General features: G+C 63.8%; 16 protein-coding genes and 2 tRNA genes. 11 read left to right on the top strand and 7 right to left on the bottom strand.

Annotated features, from left to right (window positions below):
• Positions 1-71: 71 nt before the first annotated feature.
• The 7 genes from IE122_RS02600 (at position 72) to IE122_RS02570 (ending at position 4,695) form a co-directional block, all read left to right on the top strand.
• Complete coding sequence (locus IE122_RS02600; protein WP_189619501.1) at positions 72-1,031, top strand: DUF7064 domain-containing protein; 960 nt, start codon at positions 72-74, stop codon at positions 1,029-1,031.
• Between the two features lie 82 nt (positions 1,032-1,113).
• Positions 1,114-1,626: a hypothetical protein gene (locus IE122_RS02595; protein ID WP_189619500.1), complete on the top strand. Its 513-nt coding sequence runs from the start codon at positions 1,114-1,116 to the stop codon at positions 1,624-1,626.
• Positions 1,623-2,756 (top strand): phosphotransferase family protein, encoded by a 1,134-nt coding sequence (locus IE122_RS02590; RefSeq protein ID WP_189619499.1) that lies wholly within the window; start codon positions 1,623-1,625, stop codon positions 2,754-2,756. Before IE122_RS02595 ends, IE122_RS02590 begins: the two co-directional genes overlap by 4 nt.
• A 179-nt stretch (positions 2,757-2,935) precedes the next feature.
• On the top strand, positions 2,936-3,109 hold the full coding sequence (locus tag IE122_RS02585) for a hypothetical protein (protein ID WP_189619498.1): 174 nt from the start codon (positions 2,936-2,938) through the stop codon (positions 3,107-3,109).
• Complete coding sequence (locus tag IE122_RS02580) at positions 3,106-3,834, top strand: hypothetical protein (protein ID WP_189619497.1); 729 nt, start codon at positions 3,106-3,108, stop codon at positions 3,832-3,834. Before IE122_RS02585 ends, IE122_RS02580 begins: the two co-directional genes overlap by 4 nt.
• A 67-nt stretch (positions 3,835-3,901) precedes the next feature.
• Entirely contained in the window at positions 3,902-4,429 is a 528-nt protein-coding gene (locus IE122_RS02575; protein WP_189619496.1) for a cytochrome c oxidase subunit 3, read from the top strand.
• Positions 4,426-4,695: a cytochrome C oxidase subunit IV family protein gene (locus IE122_RS02570; RefSeq protein WP_189619495.1), complete on the top strand. Its 270-nt coding sequence runs from the start codon at positions 4,426-4,428 to the stop codon at positions 4,693-4,695. Before IE122_RS02575 ends, IE122_RS02570 begins: the two co-directional genes overlap by 4 nt.
• A 21-nt stretch (positions 4,696-4,716) precedes the next feature.
• On the opposite strand, the gene IE122_RS02565 is transcribed toward IE122_RS02570, so the two are convergent.
• Positions 4,717-4,790 (bottom strand) — tRNA-Gly (locus IE122_RS02565).
• 180 nt (positions 4,791-4,970) lie between these two features.
• On the opposite strand from IE122_RS02565, the gene IE122_RS02560 reads away from it, so the two are divergent.
• Both IE122_RS02560 and IE122_RS02555 read left to right on the top strand, forming a co-directional pair.
• Entirely contained in the window at positions 4,971-5,831 is an 861-nt protein-coding gene (locus IE122_RS02560; protein WP_189619494.1) for a cytochrome b/b6 domain-containing protein, read from the top strand.
• Positions 5,831-6,595: a molybdopterin-dependent oxidoreductase gene (locus tag IE122_RS02555; protein WP_189619754.1), complete on the top strand. Its 765-nt coding sequence runs from the start codon at positions 5,831-5,833 to the stop codon at positions 6,593-6,595. Before IE122_RS02560 ends, IE122_RS02555 begins: the two co-directional genes overlap by 1 nt.
• A gap of 12 nt (positions 6,596-6,607) precedes the next feature.
• On the opposite strand, the gene IE122_RS02550 is transcribed toward IE122_RS02555, so the two are convergent.
• From IE122_RS02550 to IE122_RS02530, 5 genes are all read right to left on the bottom strand, one after another.
• Positions 6,608-7,168 (bottom strand): CHAP domain-containing protein, encoded by a 561-nt coding sequence (locus tag IE122_RS02550; protein WP_373299091.1) that lies wholly within the window; start codon positions 7,166-7,168, stop codon positions 6,608-6,610.
• A gap of 276 nt (positions 7,169-7,444) precedes the next feature.
• Positions 7,445-8,746, bottom strand: coding sequence for a UDP-N-acetyl-D-mannosamine dehydrogenase (gene wecC / locus IE122_RS02545; protein WP_189619493.1), 1,302 nt, complete (start codon positions 8,744-8,746; stop codon positions 7,445-7,447).
• A complete protein-coding gene (wecB, locus tag IE122_RS02540) occupies positions 8,724-9,863 on the bottom strand; it encodes a non-hydrolyzing UDP-N-acetylglucosamine 2-epimerase (RefSeq protein ID WP_189619492.1) in 1,140 nt (379 codons plus the stop codon). The genes wecC and wecB overlap by 23 nt, the downstream gene beginning before the upstream one ends.
• 60 nt (positions 9,864-9,923) lie before the next feature.
• Complete coding sequence (locus IE122_RS02535; RefSeq protein WP_189619491.1) at positions 9,924-10,370, bottom strand: response regulator; 447 nt, start codon at positions 10,368-10,370, stop codon at positions 9,924-9,926.
• 57 nt (positions 10,371-10,427) lie between these two features.
• A complete protein-coding gene (locus tag IE122_RS02530) occupies positions 10,428-11,711 on the bottom strand; it encodes a sensor histidine kinase (protein WP_189619490.1) in 1,284 nt (427 codons plus the stop codon).
• A gap of 200 nt (positions 11,712-11,911) precedes the next feature.
• Here IE122_RS02530 and dcd point away from each other — a divergent pair, with 200 nt between their 5' ends.
• Positions 11,912-12,466 carry a dCTP deaminase gene (gene dcd / locus IE122_RS02525; RefSeq protein WP_189619489.1) on the top strand — a complete coding sequence of 185 codons (555 nt, stop codon included), beginning with the start codon at positions 11,912-11,914 and terminating at the stop codon, positions 12,464-12,466.
• 8 nt (positions 12,467-12,474) lie between these two features.
• Here dcd and IE122_RS02520 read toward each other — a convergent pair whose 3' ends face one another.
• On the bottom strand, positions 12,475-13,065 hold the full coding sequence (locus IE122_RS02520; protein ID WP_189619488.1) for a DoxX family protein: 591 nt from the start codon (positions 13,063-13,065) through the stop codon (positions 12,475-12,477).
• Positions 13,066-13,206: 141 nt separating this feature from the next.
• On the opposite strand from IE122_RS02520, the gene IE122_RS02515 reads away from it, so the two are divergent.
• Positions 13,207-13,282 (top strand) — tRNA-Val (locus IE122_RS02515).
• Positions 13,283-13,354: the final 72 nt, after the last annotated feature.

The following is a 13,354-nucleotide window of genomic DNA, read 5'->3' as shown; positions in this document are numbered from 1 at the left end:
GCACCCTGCCAGAGCATCAAAGCTCGGGCAGGGTGCCCGTTTTCATTCACACGATCCTTGATGGTGGCCCTATGATTACCGATGCCGACGTAGTTCTTCACACGCCCGAAAACATGTCGTGGGATTGGGCTGAAACAGGATATTTCAACTTTTACATCCCCGAAGCCAACATCATGGGCTTCGTCTACATCGTGCATCGTGCTGGCGTCGGTGCCACCGTCAGCGACGTCGAGATATTCGACCGGCCCGGCTTCATGGCCGAGGATTCACTCTATGTGGATCTCGTCAACCATAACCCGCTCGTCGCCAAGGCTGAAGACTTCCAGTTGGCGACCGGGCTGTCTTACAAGGCACCATCGATCCGCGAATACGAGATCGATTACAAGGCCGGCGGCATCGACCTTCACCTCGATTGCCGGGCACTGATGGATCCTTATGACATCCACGATCCCGAGATGGACCCGATGGCCGTTGCGGACAGCGCTGCCGCGGTGGAAAATTCCGGTTTCGGCACCGCCTATTCGGCGCATTTCGACATGACCATCGCTATCCAGGGGTACTTGCGGATCGAGGGACGGGAACACAAGATCAATTGCGTTTCCACCATGGACCACAGTTGGGGGCCGCGGCCGGAAAACGGGTTCAGTCCGATCCTGTGGGTCAACGCGCACTTCGGCGAGGACTATAGCGTGCATGGCATTTTCTCGGTCGATCGCGACGCACCGATCGGCCGGCAGCACGCCTTCAAGCACGGCTACGCGTTGATCGACGGCAAGGTACGCGGGGCCAAGGGCGGTTCGGTCCGCACCACGCGCCCCGAGCTGTTCCCGTCCGACATGGCCTTTACCATCGTCGATCGCGATGGTCGTGAACATGCGATCTCCGGGTCGGTGATGGCGCACCACGCCTGGGTGCCTTACGGCAACAATCTCTCGCCCATCACGATGGCCCGCTGGACCAGCCAAGATGGCCGCGAGGGTATTGGCACCTACCTGGAGGGCTTCCCGCTGAACCGGCTGCGTCACCGCTGAGGGCAGCCCACATGTGCCTCGTCTTGCGTCGCCGCGAGCACGCTCCTCGTCATTGGCCCGAGCAGGCCCAGGAGAGAACTCTTTGACCCCCGATATCGACCTTCGTCTATCAACCATGATCCGCGCGCTGGATCAGGTCATCATGCCCGCTCTCGATCCGAACAACAGTCTGGCCCGCGAACAGGCGGGCCTGCTGGCAGGGCACTTGCGCCTGCTGGCGGCGCAATGGAACCGGACCGAGAACTATGCCCGGACGTGCCTGGACGATCTCGTTCAGTCACTCGAAGGTTTCGAGCCTGCAGGCGGCCCGCATACCGCCAAGGCATTCGATGCTGTGGCGCGAACTATCGCTGCCCGCTCGCCAAACGGCATCGAACAGCAGTACAAGCAGTTGTCTGCCGTTGCCGACGCGCTCGTGCGCGCGGTGGACATTGATGGCGATGCTGCGCTGCGCCAGCAACTGCATCGCGCGCTACTGGCTTTCAGTCGCCGCCAGGCCCTGCGCGATCGCTCGTGGTTCGCGCTCAGCGGATTCGACCTCAAGCCCGATGAACTGATTCCGATTGAGAAGTTGGCACCGGAGAGACCCCTATGACCGCGCCAACCCGCGATATCGAACCCAGAATTCTCGAAATCCTGATGGAAAAGCGGACGCGGCGCACGCAGGGTCCTTATAGCCCGCGCACGACGCAGCAGGTTGAGAGTGCGCTCCTATCCCTTTTGGGCGATGAGGGCGGCACCATTTCAGATGTCCGGCGCATGTCAGGCGGCGCGTCCAAGGAGCAGTTCATTTTCGCCTATGACGGGCCGCGTGGTCCGGAACGCCTGGTTCTGCGCATGGATCCCCTGGAAGGCCTCATCGAAACATGCCGCCGCCGCGAGGCGCAGGTCCTGCGGGCCATGTCGGGGATCGTCCCTGCTCCCGAAGTTCTGTACGTCGATTCCGACGGCTCGCACCTTGGTCTTCCGGGTCTTGTGACCAGCTTCGTCACCGGTGTCGCCAAACCGCCGCAAGCCGCAGCATCGGTTAGCGGCCTTCGCACCAGCTTCGACGAACAGTGGCGAGCCCGGCTGGCACCGCAGTTCATGGCTAACCTGATCGCGATCCACGGCGTCGATATCCGCCGCGTCGATCTGCCGGATTTCGCGATGCCCGACGCCCATGCCAGGCAGCCCGCCCTGCGCCAGGTCGACTGGTGGAGCCAGGTTTGGGAAGACGATCTCATCGATGCGATCCCGATCATGGCCATCGCCGAAAGCTGGTTTCGCGAAAACCTGCCGTCCTGCGACGATCCGGTCCTGGTCCATGGCGATTACCGCACCGGAAATTACCTGTTCGACCCGCAGGACGGGCAGGTTACCGCCGTGCTTGACTGGGAACTTGCCCACTTTGGCGATTTTCACGAAGACCTTGCCTGGAACCTCCAGCCGATTTTCGCCGACAGCGGCGAGGATGGGGTGGACTATGTTTCAAGTCTGATGCGCCGTGAAGATTTTCTCGAACGCTATGAGCGTCAGTCCGGTCGTATCGTCAACCAAAAGACTATCCGGTTCTACGATGCACTGAATGCATGGAAATGCATCATCATCGACTTGTCGTCCTGCCTGACGGCGGCGCGCGATGGCAACAACCATCAGGACATCCTGCTGAGCTGGCTGGCAACCTCTGCCTACATCAACATCGACCATATGACCGAAGTTCTCGAAGAGGCGATGGCAGTGTGAACGCTGGGCCGATCTTCTTGTCTCGATCTTCGCGCACTAGTGGTTCTCGGTGCCGGCCGGCACGACGGGGGGATCGCCCAGTATTGGTCTCCGGTCGCTACATAGCGGCAGGCGGATTATGCGCAGGAGGAATAGGTGGATTGCGGCATCCAGTAAGTCGGCACAAGGTCTATGGACCCATGCTCAAAGGCTTGCGCTGGGCATTGGCCGAACTGGATCAGCGGCTGACTTCGCAGTTCCCCGAATTGCATGACTTCAACGATCAATTCATCCCGAAGACCGCGCCCTTGTACAATACAGTTTCAGTAAATTGCGCCGGGCATCGGCTCGCATTTGGAGAGGACATGGCATGAACCCTTATCGCTACGGCAGGTTTCTGGGCTGGACCGGCATTATCATGCTGGTCGGCACGATCGTGTTCTGGGCCATTCTCGGCCAGAACATCCCTCCTTATTCCCCTGCGCTCAGCGCCGACGAGTTCGCCGCGCAGATCAGGGCGCACCAGGGCCAGATCAGGCTCGGCATGATCGGCCAGCTTGCGATATCGGGCATGTGGCTCACTTGGGGCATCGCGATCGCGATGGTCATGCGCGCGATCGAAAAGGAAAACGGCGATAACGATATCCTGTCGACGCTCCAGATCTGGGGTGCCGGCTTCACCACGCTGGTGTTCATCGTCCCCTGCTCCGCCTGGCTGGCCGTCGCCTATCGCCCGGACGTGATGGATCCCAGGACGCTCCAGATGATGTTCGATTTCGGCTGGATGATGTTCGACTGCTCGTATGCGCTCACCACCCTCCAGATCATCGCCTGGGGCGTGTGCGTGCTGCAGGACAAGCGCGAGACGCCGCTCTATCCCGGCTGGGCCGTGTGGTTCTCGATGTTCGTGGTGGTCAGCTTCGCGCTCGAAACCTTCATGCCGCTGGTCTATGACGGGCCGTTCTCGCGCAGCGGTCTGGTCAACTATTACGTCGAATTCGGGCTGTTCTTCGTGATGTGGATCGTCATCGCGGTCTATACCCTGAAGGCGCTTACCCGCCTGCAACTGGAACACCTGGCCAATCATGCACGCAAATGATGGTGGGCCGGTAACGACCGGGGGGGCGCGGCACCAACGCGCCCCCGCGATCTGGATTTTCATCCTGATGGACTGCAGCAGCTTCGGCCTGCTGTTCCTGGTGTTCATGATCGAGCGCATGCGCCAGGTGGCGCTGTTCGATCAGTCCAGCCATCATCTCAACGCCGGGCTCGGCTTCTTCAACGCCTGCGTGCTGATCACATCAAGCTGGTTCGTGGCGCGGGCCAACGTGTTCGGGCGCGACGGGCAGTTCGATGCGGCACGGCGGCAGTTGTGGATCGGGATGGCGATCGCCGCGATCTTCGCGGTGGTGAAGATCTTCGAATACTACGTGAAGGTCTCGGCCGGGATCACGGTCAAGACCAACGCGTTCTTCCTGTTCTATTACGCCCTCACCGGCATCCACCTCGTCCACTATCTGGGCGGGATGGTGATCCTGGGCATCCTCGCGCAAGGGCCCAGCCCGTTCCTGCCCGAGGCCGAGGCGAAGCCGCATTACCTGCGGTGGCTGGAAGGCGGCAGCCTGTACTGGCACATGGTCGATCTGCTGTGGATCTTCATCTTCTCGATCCTCTATCTGATAGGTGCGCGATGACCGATAAGCTGCTGGCGGCACGCAATGCCTGGGTCCTGCTGCTGGTGATCTCCGCCGTCAGCTTCCTGGCGGCCGAACTGGTGGGCCAGCGCACGGTGGCGATCGCGGCGATCATGATCATCGCGGCGGTGAAGATCGCGGTGATCCTCGTCCGCTTCATGGACGTATCAACCGCGCCTGTGGCTATCCGCCGCTATCTCTATGTCTGGACCGGGGCGGTGGCGGCCGCTGTCATCGCCCTGTGGCAGATATCAGCCACGGGCTGACGATCAGCCGGGGGCGGAAAATGGAGCGGGTGAAGGGAATCGAACCCTCGTATTCAGCTTGGGAAGCTGCTGCTCTACCATTGAGCTACACCCGCGGGGCACTGCGTGCTGGTCCGGCCTCTAACCGCATTTTCGGGGGATGATAACCCCCTTTTCGTCGGTCCGGACATGATCGTGACCTGCCCCCCGGCGGGGCCGCGTTCAGCGGCGCTTGTCGGGGGCGGTGGCGCGGGGCATAGTCGCCGGGTCTGCAGCCATTGCCGAAAGCCGGGCCGATGAGCGATATTCCCGTGCACGATCCCGATCCGCATCCGGCGTTGCGCGGCGGCGATGTGGTTCGGCGACATCGGCTGTCCACCCGGCTGTGGCACTGGACCAACGCGGTCACGCTGCTGGTCATGGTGATGAGCGGGCTGATGATCTTCAACGCCCACCCGATGCTGTACTGGGGCGAATATGGGGCCAATTACGATCGGCCGTGGCTCAAGATCGGCTCGGCGCGGGTCGGTGCGTCCGAGTTCGGCTATGTTCAGATCGGCACGCGCCGCTTCGACACGACCGGGACGCTCGGCCTGTGGCAGAACGCGGACGGCCAGACCCAGCGCCGCGCCTTCCCCGGCTGGGCGACCATTCCTTCGCGCTATTCGCTGGCGGCGGCGCGCATCTGGCACCTGGCGTTCGCCTGGGTGCTGGCCGGGGGGCTGGCGTTGTACCTGCTGTGGTCGCTGGTGAACGGGCATCTGCGCCGCGACATCCACATCACCCGCACCGAATGGTCACCTCGCCACCTGTGGCAAGAAGTCCGCGATCACGCCCGGCTGCGCTTTCCTGCCGGTGCTGCGGCGCTGCGGTATAATGCGCTGCAGAAGATCGCCTATGCGCTGGTGCTGTTCGGGCTGTTGCCGCTGATGATCCTGACCGGGCTGGCCATGTCTCCGGGGACGGACGCCTGGTTCCCGCTGGCGGGGGAACTGTTCGGCGGTCGCCAGTCTGCCCGCTCGGTCCATTTCCTGGGCATGGCAGCGCTGATCGGGTTCTTCGTCGTCCATATCGCCATGGTCGTGCTGGCGGGGCCGTTCAACGAGGTCCGATCGATGATCACCGGGCGCTATCGCCTGCCGAAGGAGCGCGGATGATGGCCGAGCGCAGCTTTGATCGCCGCAAGCTGATCCGGCTGGGAGCCGCCGCCACCGGCGCGGCGCTGCTTTCGGGCTGCGACCGGCTGTTCGACAACCCGGCTTTTCGCGGCACGCTGGAAGAAGCCGAAGACCTCCACCGCGTGACCCAGCGCATCCTCGGCGGACAGGCGCTGGCGCGCGAATTTGCCGAGGCGGACATGTCGCCGGTGTTCCGCGCCAATGGCAGCAAGTCGGTGGCCGACGCGATCTATCGCGCGCATCTGGCGCAAGGCTTTGCGCACTGGTCGTTGCGGGTGGATGGGCTGGTCGAACGGCCGCTGGACCTGCCGCTGGTCGCGCTCAAGCAGATGACGCAGCGCCGGCAGATCACCCGCCACGATTGCGTCGAGGGGTGGAGCGCGATCGGCCAGTGGCGCGGCCCCCGGCTCGAACAGGTGCTTGCCCTCGCCCGGCCCCGGCCGCAGGCGCGCTATGTCGTCCTGCACTGCGCCGATCTCTATCACGGCAAGCCGTACTACGAATCGATCGACATGATCGACGCGCGGCACCCGCAGACGATCCTGGCATGGGAAATGAACGGCAAGCCGCTGGAAGAAGCCCACGGCGCGCCGCTGCGGCTGCGGGTGGAGCGGCAACTGGGCTACAAACAGGCCAAGTTCATCAGCCGGATCGAGCTGCGCGCCAGCCTTGCCGGGCTATACGGCGGCAAGGGCGGATACTGGGAAGATAACGGGGCCTACGCCTGGTACGCCGGGATCTGACCCGGCAGGCGATCAGCCCTGGGCGTTGAGATCCGCAAACGCAGTCTGGAACTTGTCATGCACCGCCTTGGCGCGGCCGCTGTCGGCGTTGTCAGCCACCTGCGCGGCGGCATTGCCGGGAGCGTAGATGAAGCCGAAAGCCGGGCTGGCGCGCAGGCCGAGGGACTGGGTGGGCGCGTACCACACGCGCACGCTGCTCCAGTCTCCCGCCGCCGAAACGTCTTCGGCCATGGCGCTGGTTTCGATCATGCCGGGGCGCGACCAGTTGGCGTGGTTCAGCACGATGTGGCGATCATCGACGATCTTCTTGACCACCGCGACATGGCCCACGCGCATCGCGCCGGTGGCCTTGAACACCAGCACCGATCCGGTGCGCGGGGTCTGGCCGCGATCGTAGCTTCCCTGAGCCTGCGCCCACCAGGTGGCCGCGTTGCCGTGCAGATCGACCTGCGAATTGGCCCGGGCGTAAGGTACGCACTGCAGCGCGCGGGCCGAGGCCGGCGTGGCGACCATGGCAATTGCCGGGACGATCAAGGCGCTGAGGATTGCGACCAGCTTGGGAACCATTTTCATGGCTCAGAGTTATAGCTGGCAAACCTTGCTGCACCAGCGAAGGGCGCGGCCGGTCACCGCCTGTCAGCAACGGTTCATCGCTCTATCCACAACTCGACGAACGGTTCACCGCGATTCGGTGCAACCGGCTGTCAAGTATCGTTGTGTCAACCGTAGGATAGGCGAATCGATTCTCCGCCGTCTGTGGCGTTTCGCACACACCTCGTATGACAGACGCAAAATGGCCGCCCCGTGCTGCGTCGGGACGGCCTTTCGTTTTCTCGGAAGATCAGTGATTTAACCGGCGAGACGGACCGCCGGCGCGTCCTCGCGAACGGCGCGGGGCTGATCGGGCCAGATGCCGCGCGTATCGTAGACCAGCTTGTCGGCGCGTTCGGCCAGCGGCACTACGCGGAACACGTCGTGGTCCACCAGCACGATCAGGATATCGCACGTCTCCAGCGCATCATCGATGTCGATCTGCACGGCACCGGTATCGGTGAATTCGATCGGCAGTTCGGCGGCATAAGGTTCGACGATATGCACCCGGCTGCCGAACTTGCGCGCCAGCCGGCTGGCGACGAAGCGCGCCGGGCTTTCGCGGAAATCGTCGATGTTGGCCTTGAACGCGAGGCCGAGGCAGGCAACTTTCGCCGCGGGATTGGCCGCGACCAGTTCTTCCGCCCGTGCGATCACATGGTGCATCTTGCCGTCGTTGACACCGCGTGCGGTGCGGATCAGCGGCGTATGCTCCGGCGCGCCGTGGACGATGAACCACGGGTCCACCGCGATGCAATGACCGCCCACGCCGGGGCCGGGCGACAGGATGTTGACGCGCGGATGCCGGTTGGCGAGGCGGATCACCTCCCACACGTCCAGCCCCATCTTGTCCGCCACCACCGAAAGCTCGTTCGCAAAGGCGATGTTGACGTCGCGGTAGGCGTTTTCGACCAGTTTGGTCATCTCGGCCGAACGCGCATCGGTGGTGACGCATTCGCCGCGCACGAAGCGTTTGTAGAACGCCAGCGCCTTGCGCGCGCAGCGCGGCGTGACACCGCCGATCGAACGATCGTTGTTCGTCAGTTCTTCCAGAATGCGCCCCGGCAGCACGCGCTCGGGGCAATAGGCGATCGAGATATCGGGCGTCTCGCGGGTCAGGCCGGGGATCTTCAGGTCCGGGCGCATCTGCGCGATCATGTCGCGCAGTTCCTCGGTGGTGCCGACCGGCGATGTCGATTCGAGGATCACCACGTCGCCCGCCTTCAGCACCGGCGCGATCGTGCGCCCGGCGGCCAGGACATAGGAGATATCGGGCGCATGGTTCTTGTCGAACGGGGTCGGCACCGCGATCACGAAGACATCGGCCGGGGCCTCTTCGGTCGATGCCGAAAGCAGTCCGCGCGCGACCACGCCCTGGACCAGACCATCAAGGTCCACTTCCTCGATGTGGATTTCGCCCCGGTTGATCGTATCGACCACCCGTTGCGACACATCGAGCCCCAGCACCCTGCACCCTGCCCGCGCGATCACCGCAGCGGTAGGAAGGCCGATATACCCAAGGCCTACGACACAGACGTCAGGCTTGTTGTCCGATTTCATGCGCGAGCAGCTCCACGATCCGTTGCGAGGCATGGCCGTCCCCGAACGGGTTGTGGGCACGCGCCATGGCCTCGTAGCTTTGCGTATCGTCGAGCAAGGTTGAAATTTCGGTAACGATGCGCTCGGCATCGGTGCCGACCAGCTTGGCAGTGCCTGCCACCACGCCTTCGGGCCGCTCCGTGGTCTCGCGCATGACGAGCACCGGTTTGCCAAGCGCAGGCGCTTCCTCCTGCACGCCGCCCGAATCGGTCAGCATGATCTCGCTGATCGACAGGAGGCGCGCGAAGTGCGGGTAATCCAGCGGCTCGATCAGCGCGACCGTATCGAGCCCGGCGAGCCGCTCGTTCATCACCTTGCGCACATTGGGGTTGAGGTGGACCGGAAAGATGACCGCCGTATCGGGCCGCGCGGCGATGCGACGGATCGCTTCGGCGATCTGCTCCATCCCGTCGCCGAAATTCTCGCGGCGATGGCTGGTGACGCCGATGATGCGCTTGCCGGCGAAGCGCTGCTCCAGGTCGGCCAGTCCGCCTGCCAGTTCAGGCTTGCGCTCGATTTCGGCGGTGACCCAGTGCAGCGCATCGATCACGGTGTTGCCGGTCACATGGACGCGGGCCGCATCGACATTTTCCTTCAGCAGCGCCGCCTCGCTCGTGGTGGTGGGCGCGAAGTGCAGGCTGGCCATCGAGCCGATGATCTTGCGGTTCACCTCTTCGGGCCAGGGATGATAGATGTTCCACGAACGCAGCCCCGCCTCGACGTGATCGACCGGAATTTTGCGGTAGTAGGCTGCCAGCGCCCCGGTCATCGCCGTGGCGGTATCACCCTGGACGATCACCCGATCGGGCTGCACCGCGTCCATCACTTTACCGAGCCCGGTCAGCAGGTTGGCGGTCAGCAGATCGAGCGACTGGTCCGGCTGCATCACGTCGAGATCGTGATCCGGCACGATCCCGGCGATGTCGAGAACCTGATCCAGCATCTGGCGGTGCTGCGCCGACACGCAAACGACGCAGTCAAACCGTGGATCGGCCTTGAGCGCGTGGACGACGGGGAACAGCTTGATCGCTTCGGGCCGGGTGCCGAAGATCACGAGAATGCGGGCGCGAGTGGTCATGCGCCCTGGCTTAGCAGCCTGAAGTTAACCGTGATATAAAACCGGCTGGCCCGGCCGCTATCAACGCTGCGAAAGCGCGGTCAGCTTGCGCAGCTTCGCCACCAGTTCGTCCGAAAGGGTCGGCTTCATGCACACGATCGCGCCGGGAAACAGCGAGGTCAGGTGCTGGCGATCACCATGGCCGGTGTGGAACAGGAACGGAATGCCCAGTTCCACCAGTTTGTAGGCCACCGGCAGCACCTCACGCCCGGCCAGATCGACATCCAAGACGGCGGCGTCGGCCCGGAAACCCGGTTGCGACACCAGCGCCATCGCCGCATCGAGAGTGTGGCTGGGGCCGATCACTTCGGCTCCGGCATCCTCGAATGCAAATGCGAGATCGAGCGCCAGCATCGTCTCATCCTCGACGATGAGGATATCGAGGCCGAGCAGACGCTCTTCCGGGCGATCCGACGGACCGGGGAACGGAGCGGCACCCGGCAGATCTCTCCCGGAGGCGATCGGCATGAGATTCAGGACATATTGCATTGCAAGGTTTGGCATGACACTCGATCGGGGACGGGGTCAACCCGCCACGGTAAATTCCAGTTGCACTTCAACCCCGCTTTCGCGCCATTCGCGATGGATCGAGCCGCCTAGCTGGCGGGCAGCCAGATCCAGCATCGTCGATCCGAACCCGGCGCGGGTCGGGGTAGGGTTATCCTTATCCAACGCCGGACCACCCGATTCGATCCAGGAAAGCACGACATGATCGCCCCCCTCGTCGCGCGGGGTCCGGCTCCATGTGATGCGCACCTTGCCGCCCGAAGCCGAGAACGCGCCGTACTTTACCGCGTTCGTCGCCAGTTCGTGGCAGATCAACCCCAGCGGGGTGACCATCCGCACCGGCAGCATCACCCCCGGCCCGTCCAGCGCCACGCGCCCGCTGGCGGTATCGGCATAGGGGGCGAGGATGCGCTGGATCACGTCCGACAGATCGGCCTGCTCCGCCCCCACCTGCCCCTGGCTGGCGGCATGGGCAATCGACAGCGCATGGATGCGGGCGCGCAGCTCGTTCATCGTTTCGCGATCGGCGTTGCGGCTGCGCCCGGTCAGCGACACGATCGACAGCACCACGGCGAACAGGTTCTTGACCCGGTGGTTCAGCTCACGCGCGACCAGTTCGGTGCGTTCGTTGGCCACCCGCAGCACCTCTGCCTGCTGCGCCTTGGTCGCGGCGACGGCGTGCCGCCGCTCGAACAGCACCGCGATCAGCACCAGCACGGCGATGGCAACGCCAATCAGCGCCAGCAAAGGGGCCATCCGCTTCTCATAGAGCTGCGCGGTGTTGATTGCTTGCAGCCGCCGCTGCCCCAGGCGCTCTTTGACCCGGGCGATCTCCTTGCGCACAGCATCCATGCTGGCCTTGCCGATCGCTGAGCGTTCCAGCGAGATGGCATCACCCCGCCGCCCCTGCCGCACTAGATCGAGATTCCCGTCGATCACCGCCATCCGCGCGGCGACCAGCCGGTCCAGCGGGGAAAGGTCGAAACGCTCATCCTCGAATTCCGAATGGGTGATGAAGCGGTCGGCTTGCCGCCGCGCGGCGGCATAATCGATCCGTGCATGCTCCAGAGGCTGGAGATACTGCGCCTGTCCCGCCAGCAGATAGCCGCGCTCACCGGTCTCGGCATCGACCAGCGCCCGCAGCATGTCGCCCAGCGCAAAGATCGCCTCGGTTTCGACGAAGACGTGCGCGCGCGCTTCGCGCTGGGTATTGATCGTGCGGAACATCATCGCGCCCAGCGCAATCAGCAACAGGGCCAGCACGCCCAGCATGATCTGCGATGACCGCGCGAGCGATTTCAAGCTCCACTTTTCGGCCGCAAAGCCGGATATCTCGGAATTCCTGCCGTCCGGCACACTATACCCCTCAAGGCCCGCACTCGTCGGCGCTCAACGTGCGGACTATCGCTTGTGTTCCCGCATGAACACAAGAAAGCCGGGCGGCGTGGACAACCTGCAGGCGGCGGGTTGCGAGCGGGGCGCTTTTCGCAGAGACACGGGCGATGGCGATTCTGAGCGACAAGTGGATCCGGCAGCAGGCCCGCGAACATGGCATGATCGAGCCGTTCGTCGAATCGCAGCGGCGCGATGGCTGCATTTCCTACGGCCTGTCATCCTATGGTTACGACGCGCGCGTGGCCGATGAGTTCAAGATTTTCACCAACGTCGATTCGGCAATCGTCGATCCCAAGGACTTCGCGTCGAATTCATTCGTGGATCGCAAAACCGACGTTTGCGTGATTCCGCCCAACTCGTTCGCGCTGGCCCGCACGGTGGAATATTTCCGCGTGCCCCGGGATGTGCTGGTGATCTGCCTTGGCAAGAGCACCTACGCGCGCTGCGGCATCATCGTGAATGTTACCCCGCTCGAACCCGGTTGGGAGGGGCATGTGACGCTGGAATTCTCCAACACCACCCCGCTGCCCGCCCGCATCTACGCCAACGAGGGCGCGTGCCAGTTCCTGTTCCTCCAGGGCAACGAACCTTGCGAAGTGAGCTATGCGGATCGCGCCGGCAAATACATGGGCCAGCGCGGCGTCACCCTGCCCAAGCTCTGACCGCCGCTTTACCAGTCGAACCAGCGCCGCCGACGCACCACCGTATCGGCGTAGCCATCGCCGTCGGTATCGACCGTGCGCGCCGTTGCCGGCGCAGCCGTCGTCACCGGCACCGCACCCGGGGCTGAGCGCAACGCCCGCGCCTCGGCCTCAGCCCGTTCAGCGCGCAGTTCCGCCTCCCGCACCCGTGCTTCGGCCTTGTTGGCCAGGATCTCGCCCTGCCGTTCACGGGCGATCGCGTAGTAGTGGCTCCATATCTGGCTATGCGCGAAAGCGAGCGCCAGCCCGCCGATGATCGCGAGATTCTTGAGCGCCATCACCCCCTGCTGGGGATCGGTGAAACGGTTGTGAAAGAACAGGATTGTCGCGGCCGTGAACCCGGCCAGCAACAGCGCGATCAGGCGGACCATGAACCCTGCCGCCAGACACAGCCCGCCCGCCAGTTCGAACAGGGCGACCGGGATCGCCAATTGCGGCGAAAGCCCGACCCCGGCCAGCGCCGCCCCGGTACCCGCCGGATCGATCAGCTTGCCGAAGCCCGAGAAAATGAAGATGAGCGCGATCAGGAAGCGCCCGATGATTGCTGCCACTTTCGACACGGTTCTCTCCCCTGTGCTGGGTATGGAACCGTAAACCCCATGGCACGCGGTTGTTCCGTCGGGGCGATACCGGCAGCCACGCAACCGCCTTGACCCGCCGCGCCAAACCGCTAAAGCCCCACCCTTAAAGGCCATCGCGCCGGGCGGTTAGCTCAGTTGGTAGAGCATCTCGTTTACACCGAGAGGGTCGGCGGTTCGAGCCCGTCACCGCCCACCATTCCATGCATTGTCATTCAGCGCCCACTCCAAACAAGGAGCGCCCGGCACTGCCATGAAGGCAGGCCGGGCG

It is taken from the genome of Novosphingobium colocasiae (assembly GCF_014652555.1).
GTDB lineage: Bacteria > Pseudomonadota > Alphaproteobacteria > Sphingomonadales > Sphingomonadaceae > Novosphingobium > Novosphingobium colocasiae.
This window is presented reverse-complemented; position numbering and strand designations above follow the sequence as displayed.

Coding starts and splice junctions, on each gene's coding strand:
- IE122_RS02585 (WP_189619498.1), top strand. CDS start 2,936: ATGCTCAAAGGCTTGCGCTGGGCATTGGCCGAACTGGATCAGCGGCTG.
- IE122_RS02560 (WP_189619494.1), top strand. CDS start 4,971: ATGAGCGATATTCCCGTGCACGATCCCGATCCGCATCCGGCGTTGCGC.
- IE122_RS02575 (WP_189619496.1), top strand. CDS start 3,902: ATGGACTGCAGCAGCTTCGGCCTGCTGTTCCTGGTGTTCATGATCGAG.
- dcd (WP_189619489.1), top strand. CDS start 11,912: ATGGCGATTCTGAGCGACAAGTGGATCCGGCAGCAGGCCCGCGAACAT.
- IE122_RS02580 (WP_189619497.1), top strand. CDS start 3,106: ATGAACCCTTATCGCTACGGCAGGTTTCTGGGCTGGACCGGCATTATC.
- IE122_RS02555 (WP_189619754.1), top strand. CDS start 5,831: ATGGCCGAGCGCAGCTTTGATCGCCGCAAGCTGATCCGGCTGGGAGCC.
- wecB (WP_189619492.1), bottom strand. CDS start 9,863: ATGACCACTCGCGCCCGCATTCTCGTGATCTTCGGCACCCGGCCCGAA.
- IE122_RS02570 (WP_189619495.1), top strand. CDS start 4,426: ATGACCGATAAGCTGCTGGCGGCACGCAATGCCTGGGTCCTGCTGCTG.
- IE122_RS02600 (WP_189619501.1), top strand. CDS start 72: ATGATTACCGATGCCGACGTAGTTCTTCACACGCCCGAAAACATGTCG.
- wecC (WP_189619493.1), bottom strand. CDS start 8,746: ATGAAATCGGACAACAAGCCTGACGTCTGTGTCGTAGGCCTTGGGTAT.
- IE122_RS02535 (WP_189619491.1), bottom strand. CDS start 10,370: ATGCCGATCGCCTCCGGGAGAGATCTGCCGGGTGCCGCTCCGTTCCCC.
- IE122_RS02590 (WP_189619499.1), top strand. CDS start 1,623: ATGACCGCGCCAACCCGCGATATCGAACCCAGAATTCTCGAAATCCTG.
- IE122_RS02550 (WP_373299091.1), bottom strand. CDS start 7,168: ATGAAAATGGTTCCCAAGCTGGTCGCAATCCTCAGCGCCTTGATCGTC.